Below are 22,472 nucleotides of genomic sequence, written 5' to 3'. Positions count from 1 at the left end.
CGCGGACAGATCGTGGCCGCCCTGCGCCTGCTCGAACGCAAAATGGTCACCCTCCCGCCCAAGAAGCATGGGAACATTCCGCTGTGACCGCGGAGTTGGTCGTCGACGAGGTGCTCGACGAGATCGCACTGGGCTCCGGCATCGCCGAAGAGTCGCCGGCGGCGCCGGCCGTGACGTTCTCGGGCAACCCGAGCGACACGGACATCGCCGCGGTGCTCGCAGTGTTCGCTGCGATCGCCTCGTCCGGTTCCGCGGCGGAAACGCCCGCGTCCGATGACGATTCGTGGGGCACCCCCGCCCTCATTCTGCGTCGGCAAGTAGCCGCCGCTGCCGTCCTGGTCAACGCAGGCTACTGAAACTGTAGAAAAGGGAAGACATTTCGATGAGTAGTGCACGTATTTCCAAGGTGCTCGTCGCGAACCGCGGTGAGATCGCAGTGCGGGTGATCCGGGCCGCCGCCGACGCCGGCCTGGCCAGCGTCGCCGTCTACGCCGAACCCGACGCCGACGCCCCGTTCGTGCGCCTGGCCGACGAAGCCTTCGCCCTCGGCGGACACACCTCCGCCGAGTCCTACCTGGTGTTCGACAAAATCCTGGACGCCGCCGCCAAATCCGGGGCCGACGCCATCCACCCCGGCTACGGCTTCCTCTCCGAAAACGCCGACTTCGCGCAGGCCGTGATCGACGCCGGCCTGATCTGGATCGGCCCCTCCCCGCAATCGATCCGCGACCTCGGCGACAAGGTCACCGCCCGCCACATCGCCGAAAAGGCGAAGGCCCCGATGGCCGCCGGCACCAAGGACCCCGTCAAAAACGCCGACGAGGTCGTCGCCTTCGCCAAGGAATACGGCGTCCCCGTCGCCATCAAGGCCGCCTTCGGCGGCGGTGGCCGCGGCATGAAGGTCGCCCACACCATCGAGGAAATCCCCGAACTGTTCGACTCCGCCACCCGCGAGGCCGTCGCCGCGTTCGGCCGCGGCGAATGCTTCGTCGAACAGTATCTGGACAAGGCCCGGCACGTCGAAGCGCAGGTCATCGCCGACCAGCACGGCAACGTCATCGTCGCCGGCACCCGCGACTGCTCCCTGCAACGCCGCTTCCAGAAACTCGTCGAGGAGGCCCCCGCCCCGTTCCTCACCGACGACCAGCGCAACCGGATCCACACCTCCGCCAAGGCCATCTGCCGCGAGGCCGGCTACTACGGCGCCGGCACCGTCGAATACCTCGTCCAGGGCGACACCGTGTCCTTCCTCGAGGTCAACACCCGCCTGCAGGTCGAGCACCCCGTCACCGAGGAAACCGCCGGCATCGACCTGGTGCTGCAGCAGTTCAAGATCGCCAACGGCGAGCACCTCGACCTCACCGAGGACCCCACCCCCCGCGGGCACGCCTTCGAGTTCCGCATCAACGGGGAGGACGCCGGCCGCGGCTTCCTGCCCGCCCCCGGACCGGTCACCAAGTTCGTGCCCCCCACCGGCCCCGGCGTGCGGATGGACTCCGGCGTCGAAACCGGATCCGTGATCGGCGGCCAGTTCGACTCCATGCTCGCCAAGCTGATCGTCACCGGCGCCACCCGCGACGAGGCCCTCGCCCGGGCCCGCCGCGCCCTCGCCGAATTCCAGGTCGAAGGCCTGGCCACGGTCATCCCGTTCCACCGGGCCATCGTCTCCGACCCCGCCTTCATCGGTGACGGCACCGGCTTCGACGTCTACACCAAGTGGATCGAAACCGAATGGGACAACCAGGTCGAACCGTTCACCGGCGGCCAACCGCTCGACGACGAAGAGAACCTGCCCCGGCAGAACGTCGTCGTCGAGGTCGGCGGCCGCCGCGTCGAGGTGTCGCTGCCCGGCCAGTTCACCCTCGGCAGCGGCGGCGCCCCCGCCGGCCCGGCCCGCAAGAAGCCCAAGGCCCGCACCCGCGGCGGCGCCCACGGCGGCGCCGCGTCCGGTGACGCCGTCACCGCCCCCATGCAGGGCACCGTCGTCAAGGTCGCCGTCGAAGAAGGCCAGGAAGTCGCCGAGGGCGACCTCATCGCCGTCCTCGAGGCCATGAAGATGGAAAACCCGGTCAACGCCCACAAGGCCGGCACCGTCACCGGCCTCGCCGTCGAACCCGGCTCCGCCATCACCCAGGGCACCGTCCTCGCCGAGCTCAAGTAGCTCCCGTGAGTACTTGTTAACCGCCCGCGGTTAACAAGTACTCACGGGTGGCGGCCGTGCATGGCGGTCGTCACCCGGGCCGCGGCGTCGCGGACCAATTCACCGATTTCCGCCGTGCGTACCCCCGACATCGGCCGGGACGCATCGGCGACGCACAGCACGACCGCCGGTTCACCGTCGCGGTCGAACGCCGCCGCGTTGATCGACAACGGCTGGTAGCTGCCCTCCGGGTCGATGTCACCGACCACCGCATCCGCCGACAGCAGTTTGCGCGCCTCTCGCAGCGCGACGGTCGAGCGGTGTCCGCCCACTCCGCGTCCGCGGAGTTCCGACACCATATCTGCGAGCGAATGCTGTTGCTGCTGCATGCATTCCATCGCGTACCCGCGCTCCCGGACGAGCGCGAGGGCCGGCTCGTACGTCGCGCGCAGCACGTCCACGTCGACACCCAGACTCTGCCCGCCGAGGGCGTACCACTCGTCGCGCTGCTCCTGCCGATACCAGGCCGCGATCCCCGAACCGATCGGCGGCACCAGCAGCACCTTGTCGCCGAGGCGCAACCCGAGGGTTCCCCGGCGCCCGCCGACCGGTTGCACCACCTCCGCGACCACCACGTCACTTCCCGATTGCACGAACGCGATGGACGCCATGTCGGACGCGTCGGCCAGTTCGTGCATCACCGACCGCGCGAGGTCGACGACGTCCGTGGCCGTCTCCGCGGCTCGCCCGACCGGGATCAGTGCGGGACCGAGACGGTACGTCTTGCGGGTGGGGTGCCGGATGAGCCAGCCGGCCTCGGTCAGCGCGACGACCATCGGATAGCAGGTGGCCTTCGCGACGCCGAGGTGCCGGGCGATGTCGGCGAGGCTCCGGGGCGTTTCCGGTTCGTCGGCGAGGAGTTCCGTCAGCATCACGATGCGGTCGGTCTGCGGTGAATTTCGTGCCATGTGTTTGCATAATGCCACTCTGGCGTCGCACTGTGACGGAAGATACAGTCGAGTCATCTGAACGATCGCTAAATTGCCTGGCCATCTGTCACAGCCGCTGCAGGAAGTGAAACTCATGAAACGCTTCGACCTACGTCGCCGGACCGACCGCCTCGACCCCGAGACGCAGTACGAAGAGATCGCCCGGATTCTCGCAACGCAGGAGTTTCCCTGGGACATCAACCAGGCCCTCAGCTTCGCGCTGTTCCGGACGTACGCGGTGCCCACCATCGGCCGGCTGCTGTTCGAGACCGGCGAATTCACCGAACGCGTGCAGAAACGCTACGACGACACCGGCCTGATCCTCGACGCGGTCCTCGAACACGGCCTCACCAGCGACCCCGGCCGCGCCGGCATCCGCCGGATGAACCAGATGCACGGCTCCTACGACATCTCCAACGACGACATGCGGTACGTGCTGTCGACGTTCGTGGTGATCCCGGCGCGCTGGATCGAAGACTTCGGCTGGCGGAAGCTCACCCGCAACGAGATCGTCGGTTCCACCAACTACTACCGCGCGCTCGGCAAGTACATGGGCATCAAGGAGATTCCCGAGACCTTCGAGGCATTCGAGAAGTTCCTGGACGACTACGAGCGGGAACACTTCCTCTTCGACCTGGGCGGCCGCGCCGTCGCCGACTCCACGCTCGACCTCCTGTGCACGTTCCCACCGAACAATCTCGCTCCCGCCGCCCTGATCAAACGGTTTTCGTGGGCGCTGATGGACGATCCCCTTCTCGACGCGTTCGCCTACCGCAGGCCGTCCCGCCTCGTGCGGACGCTGTCCCGCGGTGCGTTGAAGACCCGCGCCCGCCTCGTCCGGTTCTATCCCGTGCGCACCGTGCCCAAGTTCGCCCGCGACCTCCCCAACATTCGCAGCTACCCGAACGGGTACGCAGTGGAGAAACTGGGCACCTTCCCCCGAACCTGCCCCGTGCAGCACACCAACGGTACGGTCGCGCCGGAAAACACCTCATCCCGAACAGCTTTGGACGCCTGATCGACGTAAAGCCGTGTGTTCGAACTATTCTCGGACACACGGCGAATGAGGGTGGGCAACTCCCCGTTCTGCCGTAACGTGGCTGCGCGTAGCGACCGTCGACAGGAAGGGATTGCGTGAACTTCACTCGAGGGACCCTGACCATTGCCGCACTGGCAGGAGCGGCCACACTTGCTCTGGCGCCCACGGCAACCGCCGCCACCACCTACCAGATCACCGTCATTCCGCCGATCGGCACCGTCCGCGCCAACAATCTGGTGACGCTCGGGACGCTGGTCACTCCCACCCCGACCGGCACGGACGGATCCACCCCGGTCGAACTCGAGATCACCGAACCCGACGGCGACGTGAACACCCGCAGCATCCCGCTCACCCTCGGTGCCGGGACGGCCGCAATCCGGACGCACGAGGCCGGCCGCTACTCCGTCGTATTCACGTTCACCCCGCCGAACGGCACCCCCGCCGAGGCGACGGCACAGTTCGACGTCGTCGCGTCATCGGGTCTGGGGAGCTGAAACCCGCACCCTGCCGGGGCGCATCGCCGGTCAGACGTCGGCGGTGCGCCTCTTCTTCGGCTTGACGGGAAGCTCGGTGGAGCCGACCGTCTTCATGGCGATCTCGACGTACTTGCGGGCCACGGCGTCCGGGGTCAGCTTGCCCTCGGCGTGATACCAGCGCGGAATCGACTGGCACATACCGAGAAGCGCCCGCGTGGTCTCCGCGGCATCCGCCACGTCGAAGAGTTCCCGCTTCTTGCCTTCCTTGACGATCTCGAGGACCAGTTCCTCCACACCCTTGCGGACGGTGCGGTACCGCTGCCGGTTGTCGGGGCTCAGGTAACGCACCTCGCTCTCGAGCGCCGCCAGGCGGGACCGCATGGTCATCCGCAGCACGATCGCCTCGATCACGTTGGCGAGCCGCTGCACCGGATCGTCGCCGCCGTCGGCGCTCGCCGCGTGGGCCCGCTCGAGGACGTCGCTGGTGGAGAGTTCGAGAAGCGCGAGGAGAACGGCCTCCTTGTTCTCGTGGTGGTAGTAGAGAGCAGGTACCGTGACACCGACTCGGCGGGCGATGTCGCGCACCGACGTGCCGTGGAAGCCGTGTTCGTAGAATGCGTCGAGGGAGGCGCTGAGGATCGGCGTCAACTTCGTGGGTTCGAGGCGGCGCCAGTCGGCCGCGTTGCCGACCTCGATGGGCGGCGTCGCACCCTTGGATGAGCTGACCATCAAAGACCTATCTACCGCTCGCTATGCCAGGACGGGTCAAGTGTAGCTGTAAAGGTAGTCGGCAAAGGTCTGCGGCGGGCGCCCGGTGAGCGCCTCGACGTCGCCCGTCACCACCGCCAACTCGCCGGCCGCGATCGCTGCGTACGAGGTCACCCACCCTGCGACCTCGAATTCCGGCGCCCCGTAGTGGGCCCGGGACGCGTACGCCTCGGCCAGGGTCTCGTTCTCGAAACGCACCGAACGTCCGGTCACCCTCGTGATCGTCTCGGCGGCCTCGGTGAGGGTGAACGCGTCCGGTCCGGTCAGGCGGTAGGTGACGCCGTCGTGGTCGCCGTTGCCGGTGGTGAGCACGGCCGTCACGGCATCCGCGACGTCGTCGGGCGCCACCGCGCTCACCCGGCCGTCGCCGGCGGGTCCCCGGATGACGCCCCGGTCGTCGGCCATCAGCGGAATCATCGACTGATACCAGCCGTCCTGCAGGAACGTGAACTTCAGGCCGCTCTCCCTGATGTGCTGCTCCGTGAAGTAATGGTCGCGGCCGAACGTGAACGTGCACTCGGGCGCGGCACCCAGAAACGACAGGTAGACGATCCGCTCCACCCCGGCAGCCCGGGCCGCGTCCACGACGGTGCGGTGCTCCTCGCGCCGGGTCGCGCTCTCGCGACCCGAGACGAGGAACAGCAACCGGACGCCGTCCAGCGCGGTCGTCATCGCCGGACCGTCGGCGTACGCGGCCACGGCGAACCCGGAGTCGAGATGCTCGGCCAGCGGCTCGAGCCGCTGCGCGTTCCGCCCGATCAGCCGCACACCGGCGCCGCCGCCGAGCCGCTCGAGCACCTTGCCGCCGACCGACCCCGTGGCTCCAGTCACTGCAATGGTCATGGCTCGCATTCTCCCAGCGCCGGACCTCTATCCTGGCGCGTATGACTGAACCCGTGGCAACCGCTGACCTGGCAGACGAGATCGGACCCGACATCCGGAGCTGCGACACGCAGTTCATCCAGTTCGGCGGCCGTGAAGTGTTCTCCGGTCCCATCACCACCATCAAGTGCTTCCAGGACAACCTGCTGGTCAAGCAGACCCTCGGCGAGCCCGGCAACGGCGGCGTCCTCGTGGTCGACGGCGACGCCAGCATCCACACCGCGCTGGTCGGCGACATCATCGCCGGCCGCGGCGTCGACAACGGCTGGGCCGGCGTGATCGTCAACGGCGCGGTCCGCGACTCGGCGATCCTGAAGACCCTGGACATCGGCGTCAAGGCACTCGGCACCAACCCCCGCAAGAGCACCCAGACCGGCTCCGGTGAGAAGAACGTCCCGATCGAGATCGGCGGCGTGACGTTCAACCCCGGCGAGACCGTCTACAGCGATCAGGACGGCGTCGTCGTCCGCTGAGTCTGAATTTCGAGGAGGCGTTGATGTCCGACGAAATCCGTTCCAAGGTGGCCGCGCTGATGCCCACGGCGCGTGACGAACTCGCCGAGCTGGTGGCCATGCGGTCGGTGGCCGATCCGCGGCAGTTCCCGCCGGAGGAATGCGTTCGCGCAGCCGAATGGGTCGAGGACGCGTTCGTCGGAGCCGGAATCGGACACGTCGAACTGATCGAGACGTCCGACGGTTCACACGCCGTCGTCGGACATCAACCCGCCCCGGACGGCGCCCCGACGGTGCTGCTGTACTGCCACTACGACGTTCAACCGCCCGGCGACGAGAAACTCTGGCACACCGACCCGTTCACCCTCACCGAGCGGGACGGACGCTGGTACGGGCGCGGCGCGGCCGACTGCAAGGGCAACATCGTGATGCACCTGCTGGCGTTGCGCGCACTCGGCACCCCGTTCCCCGTCGGCATCCGAATCGTCGCCGAAGGGTCCGAGGAGATGGGCACCGGCGGGCTCGAGAACCTCGTCGAGGCCAGGCCCGAACTGTTCGACGCCGACATGATCCTCGTCGTCGACACCGGGAACGCCGCCGTCGGCAGACCCACCGTCACCACCACGCTGCGCGGCATCGCGAACGTGGTGGTGCACGTCGAGACCCTGGCCGGGGAGGTGCATTCGGGCATGTTCGGCGGGCCGGCCCCCGACGCACTCGCGGCGCTCGTCCAGATGCTTGCCACCCTGCGTGACGCGGACGGCAACACCGTCGTTCACGGTCTCGAATCGGACCAGACGTGGACCGGCGTCGACTACCCCGAGGCCCAGTTCCGCACGGACGCCGGGGTGCTCGACGGTGTCGGTCTCGCGGGTTCCGGGTCCGTCGCCGACGCCGTGTGGGCCCGGCCGGCGCTGACCATCCTCGGCATCGACTGCCCGCCCGTGGTCGGCTCCGCCGCCGCCATCGCGCCGCGCGCCTCGGCCCGCCTCAACCTGCGCGTACCGCCGGGCATGGACCCACAGCAGGCGCAGGACGCGCTCGCCGCGCACCTCGAGAACGCCACCCCGTGGAATGCGCGGGTGACGGTGGAACGCGAAGCGGTGGGCTCACCGTTCCGCGCCACCACGGACGGTCCCGGGTACGCGGCCCTCGGCGCGGCGATGGAGGAGGCGTTCGGGAAGCAACTCGGAACCGCCGGGCAGGGCGGCTCCATCCCGCTGTGCAACGTCTTCGCCGCCATGATCCCGGCGGCGGAGATCGCCCTGATCGGGGTGGAGGAACCGCGCTGCCTCATCCACGCCCCCAACGAGAGTGTGGATCCCAGCGAAATCGAGAACCTCGCCGTCGCCGAGGCACTGTTCCTGCAGCGGTTCGCGACCGCCGCCCGTCAGGACTGAGAACTCACCCGAGCCGTCATCCCACCGATCTCCACGACGTCCCCGTCCCGCAACTGCCGACCCCGCCGCACCTCGACCTCGCCGTTCACCGACACGAGTCCGTCGGCGATCACTTCCTTCGCCTCGGCCCCCGACCCGATGAGGTTGGCGAGCTTCAGGAATTGGCCGAGACGGATGGATTCGTCGCGGATCGGCACGGCGTCGTGAATGTCGGACATGCCTCTATCTTCCCTCTTCACCCAAATCGCGGCCCGACGGCTCACACTGAACACTGGAACATCTGTCTCCCGTGATCGGTACGTATCTCTTGCCGGGAAGGAAACGCTCGATGTCAGCTAGCACCGAGACCCACCACGCGTCCGAGGCCGACCTCACCGCACCACGGCCCCGGCCCGCCCTCGGCTCGAAGAACGGGCGCCTGCACCAGGTTCCCCACATCGCGGGACTGATCCTGGGCGTCTTCTCGGTGCTCGTGTTCCTGTGGAGCATCTCGCCGGTACTGCGCTACTACGTGCACGTGCCGCGGGAGTACATCGACACCTACTACTTCGACGCGCCCGACACCAGCCTGTCGTGGGCGTTGGTGGTCGCGCTGCTCGCGGCGGCGCTGGCGAGCCGCAAGCGGATCGCGTGGTGGCTGCTGACGATCTATCTGACTCTGATTCTGATCACCAACGTGATCGTGAGCATCACCGACCGGAACGTCAATGCAATGGTCGCCGCCGTGGTCCAGGTGGTGCTGATCGGCATCCTGATCGCGGCCCGGCCCGAGTTCTACACCCGGGTCCGGCGCGGCGCAGGCTGGAAAGCGCTGGGCGTCCTCATCGTCGGTCTCGCCATCGGCACCCTCGTCGGGTGGGGACTCGTCGAATTGTTCCCCGGCACCCTGCCGCAGGGCGAACGGTTCCTGTGGGCGCTCAACCGCGTGACCGCGCTCGCCGCCGCCGACAACGAACAGTTCAGCGGTCGACCGCACGGATTCGTCAACACCCTCCTCGGCCTGTTCGGCGCGCTCGCCCTGCTGGCCGCCGTCATCACCCTGTTCCGCGCCCAGCGCTCCCACAACGCGCTCACCGGCAACGACGAATCGGCGTTGCGCGGACTGCTGTTGCAGTACGGCGCCGACGACTCCCTCGGCTACTTCGCCACCCGCCGCGACAAGGCCGTCGTGTTCGCGCCCAGCGGGAAAGCGGCCATCACCTACCGCGTCGAACTGGGTGTGTGCCTGGCCAGCGGCGATCCGATCGGCGACCCGGAGGCGTGGCCGCACGCGATCGAGGCGTGGCAGGCGCTCGCGTCCCAATACGGTTGGGCCACCGCCGTGATGGGCGCCAGCGAAACCGGGGCCACCGCCTACAACAAGGCCGGACTCACCGTCCTCCAACTCGGCGACGAGGCCATCCTCCGCACCCGCGAGTTCAACCTCAGCGGACGCGACATGCGGCAGGTCCGCCAGGCCGTCACCCGCGTCCGCCGCCAGGGCATCACCGTCCGGATCCGCAGGCACCGCGACGTTCCCCCCGACGAGATGGCCGAGGCCATCCGGCTCGCAGACTCGTGGCGGGACACCGAGACCGAGCGCGGCTTCTCGATGGCCCTCGGCCGGCTCGGCGACCGCCTCGACGGCGACTGCCTGCTGGTGGAGGCCGTCGCCGAGGACGGCGAGATCGACGGCATCCTGTCGCTGGTTCCGTGGGGACCCACGGGCGTCTCCCTCGACCTGATGCGCCGCAGGCCGACCTCCCCCAACGGGGTGGTCGAGCTGATGGTGTCCGAACTGGCCACCAACTCCGACCAATTCGGCATCACCAAGGTGTCGCTGAACTTCGCGGTGTTCCGTTCGGTCTTCGAGGAGGGCTCCCGCATCGGGGCCGGACCGATCCTGCGGATCTGGCGCTCGATCCTCGTGTTCTTCTCCCGCTGGTGGCAGCTCGAGGCGCTCTACCGGTCCAACGTGAAGTACCAGCCGGAATGGGTGCCGCGGTTCCTCTGCTTCGAGGACAACCGGGAACTGCTCCGCGTCGGATTCGCCTCGGCCGTCGCGGAAGGATTCGTGACGCTGCCCCGGTTCGGCCGTTCCGGCACCCACGACGCCATCGAGCACACCGGCCACCACGCCGCGGTCCCCGCCGCGCTCGTCGCCGCCGAGGGACTGCACTCCGACGGCAGCGCACCCGGCGAGGGCCTCGCACCGACCACGACCGGACCGAAACGTCCCGAGCAGGTTCGCGTCCGGCTCGACAAGTTGGCCGGCCTCGCAGAACAGGGCATCGACCCCTACCCGGTTGCACTTCCGCCCTCGCACACGGTGACCGAGGCCGTGGAGTCGCCGGAGGGAACGACGGTCCGCATCGCAGGCCGCCTGCTCCGGATCCGCGACTACGGCGGCGTCGTGTTCGCGGTGGTCCGGGACTGGTCCGGCGACATCCAGATCCTCGTCGACGAGGCCCGGGTGGGTACCGACCGCATCCGGGCGTTCGCCGCCGAATTCGACCTCGGCGACCTCGTCGAGGTCGCCGGCGTCATCGGATACAGCCGTCGCGGCGCGCTGTCGCTGCTCGCGAACGAGTGGCGCATGACCGGCAAGTGCCTGCACCCCCTGCCCGACAAGTGGAAAGGCCTGTCCGACCCGGAAACCCGCGTCCGGCAGCGGTACGTCGACCTCGCCATCAACTCCGACGCCCGCCGCCTGCTCGAGGCCCGCAGCGCCGTCGTCAAGTCGCTGCGCGATTCGCTCGGCGGCCGCGGCTTCCTCGAGGTGGAGACGCCGATCCTGCAGCAGGTGCACGGCGGCGCGAACGCGGCCCCGTTCCTCACCCACATCAACGCCTACAACCTGGACCTGTACCTGCGGATCGCGCCGGAGTTGTACCTCAAGCGTCTGTGCGTCGCGGGCATGGAGAAGGTGTTCGAGATCGGCCGCGTCTTCCGCAACGAGGGCGTCGATTTCAAGCACAACCCCGAATTCACGATCCTCGAGGCGTACGAGGCGCACAGCGACTACGAGAAGATGATGGTCCTGTGCCGGGAGCTCATCCAGACCGCGGCGGTCGCGGCGTACGGGCGCGAGATCATCATGCGCCCGGGCCCCGACGGCAGGCTGGTGGAGGTCGACATCTCCGGCGAATGGCCCGTCAAGACGATGCACCAGGCGGTCGCCGAGAAACTCGGCGTCGACGTCTCACCCGAGACGCCGCTCGCGGAACTGCAACGGCTCTGCGACGAGCACGAGATCCCGTACCAGTCGGCGTGGGACGCCGGTGCCGTGGCGCAGGAGATGTACGAGCACCTGGTGGAGGACTACACCGAGTTCCCCACGTTCTACACCAACTTCCCCACGTCGATGTCGCCGCTGACGCGTCCGCACCCCACTATTCCGGGGGTCGCCGCCAAATGGGACCTCGTCGCGTGGGGCATCGAACTCGGCACCGCCTACAGCGAACTCACCGACCCGGTCGATCAGCGGAACCGGCTCACCGAGCAGTCGATGCTCGCGGCCGGCGGCGACGAGGAGGCGATGGAACTCGACGAGGACTTCCTGCAGGCCCTCGAACACGCCATGCCCCCGACCGGTGGGCTCGGCATGGGCGTCGACCGGGTGGTCATGCTCATCACCGGCGGCAGCATCCGCGAAACCCTCGCCTTCCCCCTGGCCAAGCCGAGGCAATGACCGCCCGTGGCCGGGTGGCCGTCGCGGCGCTGCTGATCCTCGGCGCCGTCGGCTATGCGTCGTGGCTGCTCGAATTCGTCCTCGACACCGGCATCGATCCGCTGCGGGGGTTCGCGAGCGAACTCGCCGCCGCGGACCAGCCGTACGGATTCGTGTTCCGCACCAGCGACCTGGTGACCGGATGCATCGTCGCCGTGGCCGGGGTGCTCGGACTGTCGCGGTACTCGCAGGGCTGGGTGACGGCGGTCGGATGGATCGGGCTGATCGTGTTCGCTGTCGCGACCATCGCCGATTCGCGCCTGCCGATGAGTTGCGCGGCCACCACCGACGCCGTGTGCGCCGCGAGCGAGTCCGCCGGGCACCTGCCCCTCACCCACGATCTGCACGCCGTGACCAGCGCGTCCGCGTCGACGGGTGCCGTCGTGTCGAGCCTCGCGTTCCTGTTGGCCGCGTTCCGGTACGGCTGGCCGGCCTGGCTGAAAGTGACCGGCGTGGCCGTGGCGATCGTGTTCGTCGGGGGCACGGTGTGGACGCTGACGGCCGCCGGACTGCGCGGCGAACAGGACGCGTGGCTCGGGCTCGGCCAGCGCGTCCAACTGCTCGCGTTCTGCGGGTGGCTGATCTTCGTGGCACTCAGCGTGATTCACGTCACCCCCGAAAAGGATGGTTCCACGTGAAACGTCCTGGGGAAATGGTCGTGGGAGTGCACGTGGTCGTCGACGGCGACGGCCCGCCCGTCGTCCTCTACGGCGGCCTCGGCGGGAACTGGTTCGACTGGGACGACGTGGTCGAACTGCTGTCCGGGACCTGCCTCGTCGTGCGGATCGATCGTCCCGGGTACGGACTCAGTCCCCCGTCCGGCCGGCGGCCGTCCGCTCGCGGCGAGGCCGACAGAATCGCCGGCGTCCTCGACGCGGTCGGCGTGACCACCCCGGCGGTGCTCGTCGGCCACTCGCTCGGCGGCATCTACGTCGAGGCGTTCGCGCGGCTGTACCCCGAGCGAACCGGCGGCATGATTCTGCTGGACGCCACCGTCACCACCCGTCCGCACCGCGTGATCCCGACCCGATGGCGCGTCACGGCGGGCAGGCGGGTGGCCCGGGCGGCCAGCGCGACGGGACTGCAGAAACTCCTCGGCCCCACGGTCCGCAGGATCCTGAACCATTCGACCCCGCCCGGCGGGGTCGCCCCGGACACTCGCCGGTGGGTCGAGCGGATCTACCGCGAGCCCGCCTACCTCGAATCCTCGATCGTCGAGAACGCGTCGTACCCGGCGCTGGCCCAGGAACTGGCCGCGCTGCGCGGGACCACGACGATCACGGCGCCGGTCGTCGTGGTCGCCGCCCACACCGGCCGCCCGACGCCCTGGGGGTCGGCGTGGATCCGCACGCAGAGGCAGTTCGCGCAATTCCTGGGCGCCACGTTCCGCGTCGTGCGCCCCGCGCACCACCACGCGATGATCGATCAGCCCGGCCAGATCGCGGCGCTGGTGCGGGAGCTGGCAAGCTGAGGTGCGTGCAACTGCTATTGATCCGCCACGCGCTGCCCGAGCTCGTCACCACGTCCGGCGTGCGCGCGGACCCCGCACTGACCGAGGAAGGTCACGCGCAGGCCAAGCGGCTGCCCGCCGCGCTGGCCCCGTACCGCATCGCCCGGATCGTGAGCAGCCCGCAGCGCCGCGCACTCGAGACGGCGGCGCCGGTCGCCGAGGCGCTCAACCTTCCCGTCACCGAATACGTCGGCCTCGCGGAATACGACTACGACCTCGACCACTACATCCCGTTCCACGAGGCGGAGGCACGGGCGCCGGAGGCCTACGCCCGCATCCGGGCAGGCCAGCTCCCGAAGTCCGTCGACCCCGCCGCGTTCCGCACCAGGGTGTTCGACTCCCTCGGCCGCATCGTCGAGGAGTCCGGCCACGAGGACACCGTCGCGGTGTTCGCCCACGGCGGCGTCATCAACGTGTTCCTGCAGGAGCTTCTCGGCCTCGACCGGCCCCTCGTGTTCCCGATCGAGTACGTGTCCGTGACGCGGGTGCTCGTCTCCCGCAGCGGTGAGCGACGGGTGGCGTCGGTCAACGAGACCGGCCACGTCCGGGACATGCTGCGTCGGTAGAACCCGCTCCGAGCCGCTAGAGGCCGGGAATCCGGGGCAGCGGAGGAAGCGGCGGGGGTGGCGGCAGGGTCGGCAGCTGAATCTGCGGCAGACCGGGAATGAGGGGCCGCGGGGCGGGGGCCGGTGCGGGCGCGGGTTCCGGCACGCTCGCCTCCTCCTGGGCCGGCTCCGGAATCGACACCGCGGCCGGCGGCGGCGCCACCGGTGACGGCGTGGGCGACGAAGACGCCTCCTCGGCGCTCGGCTGCGTGGCGGCGGGTTGCGCTTCGCCCTCCGCGCCCCGCACGTGGTTGCCGTAGCCGAGTCCGAGACCGATGACCGCGACGACCGCCAGCGCACCACCGGCCAGCGCACCGGCCCGGATCACCGGCTTCGCGAACTTCTCGGCGGCCAGTCCGGCCCCGAAGGAACCCGAGTGCTCCTGCGCCAGCACCGCGGCACCTTCCGCGGCGACCAGTTCGGGTTGTGCGGGCACGATCACCGGGAGCGCGAGCCACGACTCCATCAGCGACGCCACCAGCGGGATGTGCGCGCCGCCCCCGATCAGCACCACCGCGTCCGGTCTGCGTCCGGACGACTCGATCACCTCACGCGCCAGGCGCGCCGACGACTCCACGGGCCGGACGATGAGCGAATCGAGATTGTCCTGCGAAAGCAGCAGCAGACCGCCGTCGCCGGGCACGCAGACCGCGGTGTTGGTGGACAGTTCCTCCTTCGCCCGCCGGCAGCGCTCGGTGAGCGCCCACTCCGCGGCCTCGTCGGCCGGGCGGGCAATGCGTTCCTGCTCGAGTTGGTGGTCGCGGATCAACCGGTCGATGCCGTCGCCGCTGATCTCGTCGGTCCGTGCCGCCCCGAGCGCCTCCCCGGTGAGCCGGTCGACGACCGTGACCGTGAGGCCGGAACTGCCGAGGTCGTAGAACACGAGCGTCGAATGGTCGCCCAGCTGTCCCGACGCCTCGAGCTGCCGGAGCACCGCCGCCACCTCCGGGACCAGCCGGCAGTCGCCCATCGCGGCCTGCACGGCAGCGGCCTGCGCCTGATCGCGATATGCGACACCGATCGCCTGTACCTCGTCGGCGGCCGGGCACTCGGCCATCACCGTTTCGATGGAGTCGGCAACCAGCTGTTCCGGGTGGGTGTGGGGCGAATCCACGGGAAATGACCGGAACACGGCCCCCTCGTCGTCCGGGTACGCCACGCGCACCGCGCTGGCACCGACCGATACACCGAGAGCTGAAACCATGTGGAGACTATAACGGTTTGGTCACGGCAAGCGTGTCGTGGCCTCGCGACGACACCCTTCGTTATATCGGCTCAGAGCCCGGGAATCCGCGGCAATTCCGGCATCGGAAGTGGTGCGGGCGGCGGAATCGTCGGCATCTGGAATTGCGGCAGACCCGGGATGAGCGGCGCGGGTTCCGCCGTGGTCGGCGGAACCGACGTATCGGACGGCGCGACGCTCTGCGTCTCGGGGGCGACCGGCGCCTGCGTCGGACTCTGCGCCCGTGTCTGCGGCTGGTATCTGCTGCGCACCTCGGTCTGCGGCGGGATCACCGGCTGCTCGTCGACGACCGACGGAGCCGCCTCCACCGGCGGCGGCACCTCCGCGGTCGTCGTGGGTTGTGACGGTGCTGCCTGTTGCGCGGCGGGCGCCTCCGTCGTCGCCTGCGTGGCGGCCGGCTGCGCCTCCTCCTCCGAACCCTGCAGAAGATCGGTGCCGAAGCCGAGTCCGAGACCGACCGCGGCGACCACGGCCACGACACCGCCCGCGAGGACGAGACCCCGACGCTTCCCGGCCGGTGCGATCACCTCGTCCGAGTCCGTGTCCGAGTCCGGGTACGACGAGTGCCACAGGGCCTGCGTCTCGGGCTCCAGCTCAGGTTCCGGTTCCAGCTCCGGTGCGTGCTGCAGCTCCGGCTGGGGCAGGGGTGCCACGAACTCGTCGAATGTCGGGAGCGCCAGCAGGGCCGCACCCTCCGCCGCCACCAATTCGGGCTGCGCGGGGACGATCACGGGAAGGTCGAGCCAGGACTCGATCACCGACGCGACCATGGGAATGTGCGCGCCGCCGCCGATCAGCACCGCGGCGTCGGGTGCGCGTCCCGAGCGGCGGATGACCTCGCGGGTGAGGCGCGCCGACGTCTCGACGGGGCCCACGATGAGCGAATCGAAGGTGTCCTGCGACAGGAGCAGCAGACCGCCCTCGCCCGGCATGCACACCGCGCCGTTACTGGACAGCTGCTCTTTCGCGTCGCGGCACCGCGCGGCGAGCGCGAAGGCGGCCGCAGCGTCGGCGGGGTGCGCGAAGCGGTTCAGTTCGAGTTGGTTGTCGCAGATCAGGCGGTCGACGAGGTCGCCGCTGATCTGATCCGAGCGTGCACGGCTCAGCACCATGCCGGAGTCGCGGTCGAGGACGGTGACCGTGAGACCCGAACTGCCGAGGTCGTAGAACACGAGCGTCGAGTGGTCGCCGAGTTCTCCGGACATCTCCAGCATCTGCAGCGCGGCGGTGACTTCGGGGACCAGTTGGAAGTTGCCGATCTGCAGCCGCGCCATCGCGGCCTGCATGGCACCTGCCTGCGCGTCGTCCTGGTACGCGACGCCGATGGCCTCCACCTCGTCGGCCTCGTCCCGTTCGGCGAGTACCGTCCCGATGGATTCGGCGGCCAGTTCCGCCGGCAGTTCGAGTGTTGCGGTCACCGACCGTGATTGGAAGGTCGGGGTTTCGAGGCTCACGGCGTCGTGGCACGCGAAGCGCACCGCGCTGGCGCCGACGGATACACCGAGAACTGAAGTCATGCCGCCGACTATAACGGTTCGATTACGGGTCTCGCGCAGGAAGGAGACCGGACGCCACGTCAGACGGGTTTTCGACGTACTCCTGTGACACACATCGTATTAACGGCGAGCCGTCGACGTCGAAGCCTGCGGAAATGCGACACCCGGAACGCGGTGACCGCAACACGCCGTGACGTGTCTCGTTGGTGGACGAATGTCGCGTTGCCGTACACCCGAGGGGATTCGGCCGCGGTCAGTCGGTGGCGGCTGCGCGGGTGCCGTCGACATGGGTGCCGAACCACTGCAACGTTCGCGCCCATCCGTCCCGGGCGGCCGCCTCGTTGTACACGGCGGGCCGGTCGTCGCAGTGGAAGCCGTGTTCGGCCTCGGGGTAGCGGACGATCTCGGTGTCGACCGGAGCGTGGGTGAGCGTGGTGCGCAGTTCCTCGACCTCCTCGGCCGGGATTCCCTTGTCGCGGTCGCCGAACAGGCCCAGCCAGGGCGTCCGGAGCCGACTCGCGGCGTCGAGTTGCGTCGGATACCCGAACCGCGCCTTCGCGATGCCGCCGCCGTAGAAACTCGCCGCCGCGCCCAGGTCGAGGCGGGTCGCCGTGTGGAACGCGACGGTCCCGCCCATGCAGAATCCGACGATCGCGGTGTTCCGGGGTTCGATCGAGGCCGCCGACAGAGCCGCGACGGCCCCGTCGACGTCCTCGTCGATGTGCTCCGCCGTGAGCTCACCGATCAGCGACATCGCCGACTTCATGTCGTCGTAGGCCAGCACCGGATCCCCGTTCCGGTGGAACAGGTGCGGGGCGACGGCGTGATACCCGGCCGCGGCGAAACGACGGCAGACATCGACGATGTGGTCGGTGACGCCGAACGCCTCCTGGATGACGACGACGCCGCCGCGGGCCGGACCTTCGGGGGCGATGACGGTGAGTGGTGTGGTCACGAACTACGACTCTAGGAAACCGGCTTCAGCGGGTGGATACCCGGTGCCCCGGCGAGGTGCTCGCCGAACTTCCCGAGCGCGGCCTGGAAGTGCGGCGACTGCATGTGCGCGTCGAGCGCCTCCTGGCCGGTCCACACCTCCACGGTGACGAAGGTTCCCGCGACCGCGGCTGATTCGAAGACCTCGTACGAGATGCAGCCCTCTTCCTTGCGGCTTTCCGCGGCCAGCGCGGACAGTCCGCCGCCGACAATGTCCTCGGAGCCGGGCTTGGCAGGAATGGTCGCTACGACATGCAGATCGGACATCGACTCCCTTTCGTGAACGCCACCTCGTGTGGCCCGTCTCACGTAAGCACAGTTGGGTCGGCTAGGAAACCCGAAGTCGCGTCAAATAATCGGCGACCTTCGGTTCGTCCCAGCCGTGCGCCTCCCGGAGACCGTCCGCGATGGTCGCGAGATAGGCGGGCGCCGGCGCGTTCCTGGCGACGACGTCGCCGCGGGCACGGGTCGTGAACGTGCGCATGGGAACGCCGTTGCGGGATCCGAGTGCGACCAGGCGGTCGTAGCAGGCTGGTTCCTGCGCGTGAATGTCCTCGAACTGTTCCCGCGTGACCAGGAAGGCGCGGGCCGCGACGGTGCCGGGCGCGTCGGGGTCGTAGAAGGCGCGGCCGCCGCCCCAGATCCGCGACTCTCCCGCGAAGAACACCGTGCCGGGTATCACCACCGGCATCGACGCCCGAGGAGCGCGCGCATCTCGGGCGCCCGCGTGCACGAGGTTGCCCCCTGCCGGGCGACCACCGCGCAGGTAGCAGGTCAGACGCGTCGCAGCCATGTTCGATCCATAGCTGACGTACCAGATCAGCACACAAACGACCGTACTCGGACAAGATGGTCACATGAGTCTTCTCGGCGAAGTCAGGGGCTGGCGCAGCGGTGCACGGAAACATCACCGGCTGCGGGATCTCGACGGCACTCTCGTCGTCGTCACCGGCGGCGGCAGCGGGATCGGGCGCGAGACCGCGCTCGCGTTCGCGTCCGAGGGTGCCGTCGTGGTGGTCGCCGATCGCGATCTCGAATCCGCGCAGCAGACCTCCGATCTCATCAACTCCGCGCAGATGAAGGGCGGCGGCGCCGTCGCCATCTTCGGCGGGGGCTCCCACGCCTACCAGGTGGACGTCGCGGTGGAGGACGAGGTGCAGCGCTTCGCGGAGAAGGTGCAGGCCGAGCACGGCACCCCCGACGTCGTGATCAACAACGCCGGAATCGGATATTCGGGCACGTTCACGCAGACCCCGCAGAAGGACTTCGAGCGGGTGATGGACGTGAATTTCTGGGGAGTCGTCTACGGTTCCCGCGCGTTCGCCGAGCAGATGATCGAACGCGGAACCGGCGGGCACATCGTGAACCTGTCGTCCGCCGCGGCATTCACGCCGCAGAAGCGACTGACCGCGTATGCGACGAGCAAGGCGGCGGTGTTCATGCTGTCGGACTGTCTCCGAGCGGAATTGGTGAATCACGGCATCGGCGTCAGCGCCATCTGCCCGGGACTCGTCCACACCAACATCATTCAGACCACCGACTTCGCCGGCGCCACCCCGGAGGAGCAGGCGAAGATGCGGGACCGGACCGACAAGCTCTACCGCAAACGCGGTTTCACCCCGGACCGGGTGGCGACCCAGATCGTGAAGGCCGTCAAGTCCAACAAGGCCGTCGTCCCCGTCACGCCCGAAGCCAAGTTCGGGCGCGCGCTGAGCCGCCTCACCCCGGGCAGCATGCGGCTCGGCGCCCGCCTGGACCTCGGCTGATCCGCGACGTCAGGCGGTGGGCGCCTGCACCCGGCCGGTGTAGGCGTCCATGCTGTGGTAGACGCCGAGCCGGTCGGCCAGACGGTCCCAGACACGCACCGGCAGGACGGCTTTCGCGACCCTCGACAGGTACAGCGACCGCGGCAGCATCAGCAGCGGTGTGCCCTGCCGCATCGCCCGCCACGACCGGACCGTGACCTCTTCCGGGCTCAGGATCGGGGCGAACAGAGGGTTCTTCACGCCGTCGAACATGCCGGTGGAGATGTAACTCGGGCACACCGTCGTGACCTTCACGTGCCCGTGGCCGGCCTGGACCAGTTCGAGTCGCAGCGAATCACTCCACCCCAGGACAGCCCATTTCGACGCCGCGTACACGGCCATTCTCGGTGTTGCCACGGTCCCGGCGGCCGAGGCGATGTTCACGATCCGGCACTCCCGGCGTGGGTCCTCGATCATGGCGGGCAGGAACTCGTTGGTGACGTACATCGGCGCGAGCGTGTTGACGTCCATCACGAACTTCGTGTCCGACTCGTGGTCGTGGTCCCAGAAGTACTTGCCGCGCACCACCCCGGCGTTGTTGACGAGCACGTCGGGACGGCCGACTGTTCCCCGCACCTCGGCGGCCGCCGTGCGGACGGATTCGAGGTCGGCGACGTCGACGACCTGCGCGCTGACGGCGCACCCGGATTCGCGCAGTTCCTGCGCGGTGCGCTCGAGCCCGTCGGCGTCGATGTCCCACAACACCACCGCGGCGGCCCGGTCTGCGGCGGCGAGCCGGGCGAAGAGCCGTCCCATCCCCATCGCCGCCCCGGTGATCAGGACCGTCCTGCCCGCTGCCGAGAATCCCACGTCATGCTCTCCTTCGGTCGAGACCGGCCGGGTCGGCGGGCTCGTAGTAGAGGGTTTCGATCCGGTCCTTCAACGCGACCTGCGCGCGACGCAGCGCCTGCCACACCACCGGTGCGGCGACCCCGCCGAGCAGTTGCCCGGCCGGCCTGCCGGGAGAGTGGTAGCGGAAGTCGACGGTAAGTTCCGTTTCGTCCGCGTTGAGGGCGGCGAATGTCCAGACCGATCCGTGCACGCCGTGATCGGCCTCGACGACGAGGCGACGACCCGGATCCGACGCGGTTATCCGGCCGCGGGACGGCAGCGTCACCGGGCCGAGCACGGTCTCCGCGTCACCGAGGTACTCGAATGCCATCGGGGGCGGGACGACGATCACCGTGGTGCTGCGCAACCCGATCATCGAACGCCCGGACCTGCGGGGGCCGGACAGGCAGAGCTGAATGGACAAGGCGGTGTTCCCAACGTGTCGGCGTCCGAGCTGCAGAGTGTGTGGTACATCGATGTACCGCATACTGGTGACGCTATACGGAAACACCGCGACAGGGAAGACTACGATTCGATTCGATGACGAACCCCCAGCAAGACGCCGGTGACGGGCGCGCTGCCCGCTGGCGCGGCCAACGCGAGAAGCGGCGCTCGGAGTTCGTCGAACGGGCACTCGTCGCCATCGCCGAAGACGGTCCCGACGTGTCGGTCGCGACGATGGCCGTCTACGCCGAGGTCGCGCGCACCCGCATCTACCGGCACTTCGAGGACAGCACCGACCTCAGGAACGCCGTCGCCCGGCGGGTCGCCGCGATGATGCTCCTCGAATACGCGCCCGTGATCACCACCGACGGCGCGCCGCACGCGATCCTCACCCGCGCCGCCCGCACCCACCTCGACTGGGTCACCGAACACGCCAACCTGTACCGCTACCTGATGTCGTTCTCCCCCGCCGCCGAAGAGGTGCGGCGGGGGATCACCACCGCCGTCGCCGACATGCTCCGCCCCTACCTCGACGCGCTCGGCACCCCGGCCACCGCGACACCTCTGGCCAACGCGCTGATCGGGATGGTCGAGTCGGTGGCGCTGGACTGGATCGAGCGACCGGGCGGCACCGACGTCGGCGCGCTGACCGAGCAATTGGCCGCGTGGGCGTGGGCGCTGGTCGACACTACGATGCGCGGCCGCGGCGTCGTCCTCGATCCCGACCTTCCCCTACCGGCCCCCGGCGACCTCCGCACGTGAGTGGGAAAGCGTCCCGGAACATGCTTTGCCGCTCACGTACGGGACCAGCGGGCAAGGTACTCGCGCTCGGTGGGAGTGATGCGGCGTAGCCGCTGGGCGTCGACATCCGCGACAGCCATCTGCGTGGTGGCGGTGACGGCGGGCGGGTCGGTGATCGGGGTGCGCGCACCGCGGACCTCGTAGCCGATGGTGAAGTCGACGGCCCGGTGCTTCGCGATCCACATCGTGACCCGGAGCGGGCTGTCGGAATGCCGCAACTGTCCCCGGTACCGCACGTGGATGTCGGCGATGAACGCGCTCGTGATGAGCGACGAGTTCTCGCTGCCCTCGCTGAGCAGCCAATCGATCCGGGCCTCTTCGAGCAGCGTCACCATCCGCGCATGGTTGATGTGCTGAAAGGCGTCCATGTCGGACCACCGGACGGTCACGAAGGCGTCGTAGCCGACGACGGCGGCAGGGGAGTCGGTCACGATGGACATCATCCCCTGCCGCCGTCGGCGGAACTCACGCGATGTCGCGCAACCAGTTCTTCAGCCACGTGGTGGCCGGCGTACCCGAACCGTCGACCGCGTAGCTGGTGTAGTCCTGATGCGCCTGCGACTTGTAGAACTGCTCCAGCTCGTCGATGCGCTTCTCGTTGTGCTGCTCGTCCAGCTGAGCCATCAGCGCGGGCACACCGCCAACCGCGAGGATGTCGTTCCAGATCGCCAGCGCTTCCTGCTGGTACCGGCCGAACAGGTTCGGCGTCGGATCCGACGTCTGCGCGAGGAACCCGGCGAGCCGCGTCACGAAGTCTTCCTTCGGTGTGGAGCAGTACAGGTCGCCGTACGCGCAGAAGGTGCGCGTGTTCTGGCTGACCCAGCCGAAGCCGCCGATGCGGGGACCACCGGCACCGCTGCCTGCGACGGCGGGGCCGACGAGGGCGTCG

At 69.0% G+C, this 22,472-nt stretch carries 24 protein-coding genes and 1 pseudogene; 12 read left to right on the top strand and 13 right to left on the bottom strand.

Going from position 1 to position 22,472, the window contains the following annotated elements:
* The first annotated feature begins 83 nt into the window (after positions 1-83).
* Positions 84-356 (top strand): acyl-CoA carboxylase subunit epsilon, encoded by a 273-nt coding sequence (locus MLGJGCBP_RS03960; RefSeq protein ID WP_124396601.1) that lies wholly within the window; start codon positions 84-86, stop codon positions 354-356.
* 26 nt (positions 357-382) lie between these two features.
* Entirely contained in the window at positions 383-2,161 is a 1,779-nt protein-coding gene (locus MLGJGCBP_RS03955; protein WP_160094136.1) for an acetyl/propionyl/methylcrotonyl-CoA carboxylase subunit alpha, read from the top strand.
* 41 nt (positions 2,162-2,202) lie between these two features.
* Here the strand turns inward: MLGJGCBP_RS03955 and MLGJGCBP_RS03950 are convergent, their stop codons facing one another.
* The gene (locus tag MLGJGCBP_RS03950; protein WP_160094135.1) at positions 2,203-3,108 is read right to left on the bottom strand and encodes a helix-turn-helix domain-containing protein; all 906 of its coding nucleotides are present in this window, start codon (positions 3,106-3,108) and stop codon (positions 2,203-2,205) included.
* Positions 3,109-3,223: 115 nt separating this feature from the next.
* Between MLGJGCBP_RS03950 and MLGJGCBP_RS03945 the strand changes: the two genes are divergently transcribed.
* Together MLGJGCBP_RS03945 and MLGJGCBP_RS03940 are read left to right on the top strand one after the other, a co-directional pair.
* A complete protein-coding gene (locus MLGJGCBP_RS03945; RefSeq protein WP_160094134.1) occupies positions 3,224-4,147 on the top strand; it encodes an oxygenase MpaB family protein in 924 nt (307 codons plus the stop codon).
* Between the two features lie 116 nt (positions 4,148-4,263).
* Entirely contained in the window at positions 4,264-4,662 is a 399-nt protein-coding gene (locus MLGJGCBP_RS03940) for a hypothetical protein (protein WP_087554994.1), read from the top strand.
* A 30-nt stretch (positions 4,663-4,692) separates the two neighbouring features.
* Here MLGJGCBP_RS03940 and MLGJGCBP_RS03935 read toward each other — a convergent pair whose 3' ends face one another.
* Both MLGJGCBP_RS03935 and MLGJGCBP_RS03930 read right to left on the bottom strand, forming a co-directional pair.
* A complete protein-coding gene (locus tag MLGJGCBP_RS03935) occupies positions 4,693-5,373 on the bottom strand; it encodes a TetR/AcrR family transcriptional regulator (protein ID WP_087554993.1) in 681 nt (226 codons plus the stop codon).
* 36 nt (positions 5,374-5,409) lie between these two features.
* Positions 5,410-6,255, bottom strand: a complete 846-nt coding sequence (locus MLGJGCBP_RS03930; RefSeq protein WP_160094133.1) for an SDR family oxidoreductase — start codon at positions 6,253-6,255, stop codon at positions 5,410-5,412.
* A gap of 41 nt (positions 6,256-6,296) precedes the next feature.
* Between MLGJGCBP_RS03930 and rraA the strand changes: the two genes are divergently transcribed.
* Positions 6,297-6,767 (top strand): ribonuclease E activity regulator RraA, encoded by a 471-nt coding sequence (gene rraA, locus MLGJGCBP_RS03925; protein ID WP_005563989.1) that lies wholly within the window; start codon positions 6,297-6,299, stop codon positions 6,765-6,767.
* Positions 6,768-6,790: 23 nt separating this feature from the next.
* A complete protein-coding gene (locus tag MLGJGCBP_RS03920) occupies positions 6,791-8,146 on the top strand; it encodes a dipeptidase (RefSeq protein ID WP_160094132.1) in 1,356 nt (451 codons plus the stop codon).
* Here MLGJGCBP_RS03920 and MLGJGCBP_RS03915 read toward each other — a convergent pair.
* A complete protein-coding gene (locus MLGJGCBP_RS03915) occupies positions 8,137-8,364 on the bottom strand; it encodes an RNA-binding S4 domain-containing protein (protein WP_160094131.1) in 228 nt (75 codons plus the stop codon). The two genes, MLGJGCBP_RS03920 and MLGJGCBP_RS03915, sit on opposite strands and share 10 nt — an antisense overlap.
* A 110-nt stretch (positions 8,365-8,474) precedes the next feature.
* On the opposite strand from MLGJGCBP_RS03915, the gene lysX reads away from it, so the two are divergent.
* From lysX to MLGJGCBP_RS03895, 4 genes are read left to right on the top strand one after another with little or no spacing between them, the layout of a single operon-like run.
* Entirely contained in the window at positions 8,475-11,816 is a 3,342-nt protein-coding gene (gene lysX, locus MLGJGCBP_RS03910) for a bifunctional lysylphosphatidylglycerol synthetase/lysine--tRNA ligase LysX (protein WP_160094130.1), read from the top strand.
* Positions 11,813-12,493 carry a DUF998 domain-containing protein gene (locus MLGJGCBP_RS03905; protein WP_160094129.1) on the top strand — a complete coding sequence of 227 codons (681 nt, stop codon included), beginning with the start codon at positions 11,813-11,815 and terminating at the stop codon, positions 12,491-12,493. Before lysX ends, MLGJGCBP_RS03905 begins: the two co-directional genes overlap by 4 nt.
* A 14-nt stretch (positions 12,494-12,507) precedes the next feature.
* Positions 12,508-13,326: an alpha/beta fold hydrolase gene (locus tag MLGJGCBP_RS03900; RefSeq protein WP_160094138.1), complete on the top strand. Its 819-nt coding sequence runs from the start codon at positions 12,508-12,510 to the stop codon at positions 13,324-13,326.
* 5 nt (positions 13,327-13,331) lie between these two features.
* Positions 13,332-13,931, top strand: a complete 600-nt coding sequence (locus MLGJGCBP_RS03895) for a histidine phosphatase family protein (protein WP_160094128.1) — start codon at positions 13,332-13,334, stop codon at positions 13,929-13,931.
* A gap of 16 nt (positions 13,932-13,947) precedes the next feature.
* Here the strand turns inward: MLGJGCBP_RS03895 and MLGJGCBP_RS03890 are convergent, their stop codons facing one another.
* From MLGJGCBP_RS03890 to MLGJGCBP_RS03870, 5 genes are all read right to left on the bottom strand, one after another.
* Positions 13,948-15,174, bottom strand: a complete 1,227-nt coding sequence (locus MLGJGCBP_RS03890) for an Hsp70 family protein (RefSeq protein ID WP_160094127.1) — start codon at positions 15,172-15,174, stop codon at positions 13,948-13,950.
* A 71-nt stretch (positions 15,175-15,245) separates the two neighbouring features.
* Positions 15,246-16,730 (bottom strand): Hsp70 family protein, encoded by a 1,485-nt coding sequence (locus MLGJGCBP_RS03885; RefSeq protein WP_201452951.1) that lies wholly within the window; start codon positions 16,728-16,730, stop codon positions 15,246-15,248.
* 232 nt (positions 16,731-16,962) lie between these two features.
* Positions 16,963-17,664: a dienelactone hydrolase family protein gene (locus MLGJGCBP_RS03880; RefSeq protein ID WP_160094126.1), complete on the bottom strand. Its 702-nt coding sequence runs from the start codon at positions 17,662-17,664 to the stop codon at positions 16,963-16,965.
* A gap of 11 nt (positions 17,665-17,675) precedes the next feature.
* Positions 17,676-17,969: a putative quinol monooxygenase gene (locus MLGJGCBP_RS03875; RefSeq protein WP_072942817.1), complete on the bottom strand. Its 294-nt coding sequence runs from the start codon at positions 17,967-17,969 to the stop codon at positions 17,676-17,678.
* A 61-nt stretch (positions 17,970-18,030) separates the two neighbouring features.
* Positions 18,031-18,528 (bottom strand): hypothetical protein, encoded by a 498-nt coding sequence (locus MLGJGCBP_RS03870; RefSeq protein WP_087554984.1) that lies wholly within the window; start codon positions 18,526-18,528, stop codon positions 18,031-18,033.
* Positions 18,529-18,559: 31 nt separating this feature from the next.
* On the opposite strand from MLGJGCBP_RS03870, the gene MLGJGCBP_RS03865 reads away from it, so the two are divergent.
* Positions 18,560-19,468, top strand: coding sequence for an SDR family NAD(P)-dependent oxidoreductase (locus tag MLGJGCBP_RS03865; RefSeq protein ID WP_160094125.1), 909 nt, complete (start codon positions 18,560-18,562; stop codon positions 19,466-19,468).
* A 9-nt stretch (positions 19,469-19,477) separates the two neighbouring features.
* Here the strand turns inward: MLGJGCBP_RS03865 and MLGJGCBP_RS03860 are convergent, their stop codons facing one another.
* Positions 19,478-20,317 carry an SDR family oxidoreductase gene (locus MLGJGCBP_RS03860; RefSeq protein ID WP_160094124.1) on the bottom strand — a complete coding sequence of 280 codons (840 nt, stop codon included), beginning with the start codon at positions 20,315-20,317 and terminating at the stop codon, positions 19,478-19,480.
* A 1-nt stretch (position 20,318) separates the two neighbouring features.
* Entirely contained in the window at positions 20,319-20,762 is a 444-nt protein-coding gene (locus tag MLGJGCBP_RS03855; RefSeq protein WP_160094123.1) for an SRPBCC family protein, read from the bottom strand.
* Positions 20,763-20,878: 116 nt separating this feature from the next.
* Between MLGJGCBP_RS03855 and MLGJGCBP_RS03850 the strand changes: the two genes are divergently transcribed.
* The gene (locus tag MLGJGCBP_RS03850) at positions 20,879-21,544 is read left to right on the top strand and encodes a TetR/AcrR family transcriptional regulator (protein WP_160094122.1); all 666 of its coding nucleotides are present in this window, start codon (positions 20,879-20,881) and stop codon (positions 21,542-21,544) included.
* Between the two features lie 32 nt (positions 21,545-21,576).
* On the opposite strand, the gene MLGJGCBP_RS03845 is transcribed toward MLGJGCBP_RS03850, so the two are convergent.
* Both MLGJGCBP_RS03845 and MLGJGCBP_RS03840 read right to left on the bottom strand, forming a co-directional pair.
* A complete protein-coding gene (locus MLGJGCBP_RS03845) occupies positions 21,577-22,026 on the bottom strand; it encodes an acyl-CoA thioesterase (RefSeq protein ID WP_083395677.1) in 450 nt (149 codons plus the stop codon).
* Positions 22,027-22,048: 22 nt separating this feature from the next.
* Positions 22,049-22,472: pseudogene (locus MLGJGCBP_RS03840) on the bottom strand (cutinase family protein); the annotation flags it as partial.

Origin of the sequence: Rhodococcus sp. T7, assembly GCF_009872365.1 — a bacterium.
Taxonomy (GTDB): Bacteria; Actinomycetota; Actinomycetes; order Mycobacteriales; family Mycobacteriaceae; genus Rhodococcus_F.
The sequence above is the reverse complement of the archived record's forward strand: the minus strand, read 5'-3'. Positions and strand labels throughout refer to the sequence as shown.

Excerpts from the sequence above, each read along its gene's own strand:
- MLGJGCBP_RS03920 (WP_160094132.1), top strand. The coding sequence starts at position 6,791 with ATGTCCGACGAAATCCGTTCCAAGGTGGCCGCGCTGATGCCCACGGCG.
- MLGJGCBP_RS03890 (WP_160094127.1), bottom strand. The coding sequence starts at position 15,174 with ATGGTTTCAGCTCTCGGTGTATCGGTCGGTGCCAGCGCGGTGCGCGTG.
- rraA (WP_005563989.1), top strand. The coding sequence starts at position 6,297 with ATGACTGAACCCGTGGCAACCGCTGACCTGGCAGACGAGATCGGACCC.
- MLGJGCBP_RS03865 (WP_160094125.1), top strand. The coding sequence starts at position 18,560 with ATGAGTCTTCTCGGCGAAGTCAGGGGCTGGCGCAGCGGTGCACGGAAA.
- MLGJGCBP_RS03905 (WP_160094129.1), top strand. The coding sequence starts at position 11,813 with ATGACCGCCCGTGGCCGGGTGGCCGTCGCGGCGCTGCTGATCCTCGGC.
- MLGJGCBP_RS03950 (WP_160094135.1), bottom strand. The coding sequence starts at position 3,108 with ATGGCACGAAATTCACCGCAGACCGACCGCATCGTGATGCTGACGGAA.
- MLGJGCBP_RS03845 (WP_083395677.1), bottom strand. The coding sequence starts at position 22,026 with ATGATGTCCATCGTGACCGACTCCCCTGCCGCCGTCGTCGGCTACGAC.
- MLGJGCBP_RS03900 (WP_160094138.1), top strand. The coding sequence starts at position 12,508 with ATGGTCGTGGGAGTGCACGTGGTCGTCGACGGCGACGGCCCGCCCGTC.
- MLGJGCBP_RS03885 (WP_201452951.1), bottom strand. The coding sequence starts at position 16,730 with ATGACTTCAGTTCTCGGTGTATCCGTCGGCGCCAGCGCGGTGCGCTTC.
- lysX (WP_160094130.1), top strand. The coding sequence starts at position 8,475 with ATGTCAGCTAGCACCGAGACCCACCACGCGTCCGAGGCCGACCTCACC.
- MLGJGCBP_RS03935 (WP_087554993.1), bottom strand. The coding sequence starts at position 5,373 with ATGGTCAGCTCATCCAAGGGTGCGACGCCGCCCATCGAGGTCGGCAAC.
- MLGJGCBP_RS03930 (WP_160094133.1), bottom strand. The coding sequence starts at position 6,255 with ATGACCATTGCAGTGACTGGAGCCACGGGGTCGGTCGGCGGCAAGGTG.
- MLGJGCBP_RS03945 (WP_160094134.1), top strand. The coding sequence starts at position 3,224 with ATGAAACGCTTCGACCTACGTCGCCGGACCGACCGCCTCGACCCCGAG.
- MLGJGCBP_RS03915 (WP_160094131.1), bottom strand. The coding sequence starts at position 8,364 with ATGTCCGACATTCACGACGCCGTGCCGATCCGCGACGAATCCATCCGT.
- MLGJGCBP_RS03875 (WP_072942817.1), bottom strand. The coding sequence starts at position 17,969 with ATGTCCGATCTGCATGTCGTAGCGACCATTCCTGCCAAGCCCGGCTCC.
- MLGJGCBP_RS03955 (WP_160094136.1), top strand. The coding sequence starts at position 383 with ATGAGTAGTGCACGTATTTCCAAGGTGCTCGTCGCGAACCGCGGTGAG.
- MLGJGCBP_RS03850 (WP_160094122.1), top strand. The coding sequence starts at position 20,879 with ATGACGAACCCCCAGCAAGACGCCGGTGACGGGCGCGCTGCCCGCTGG.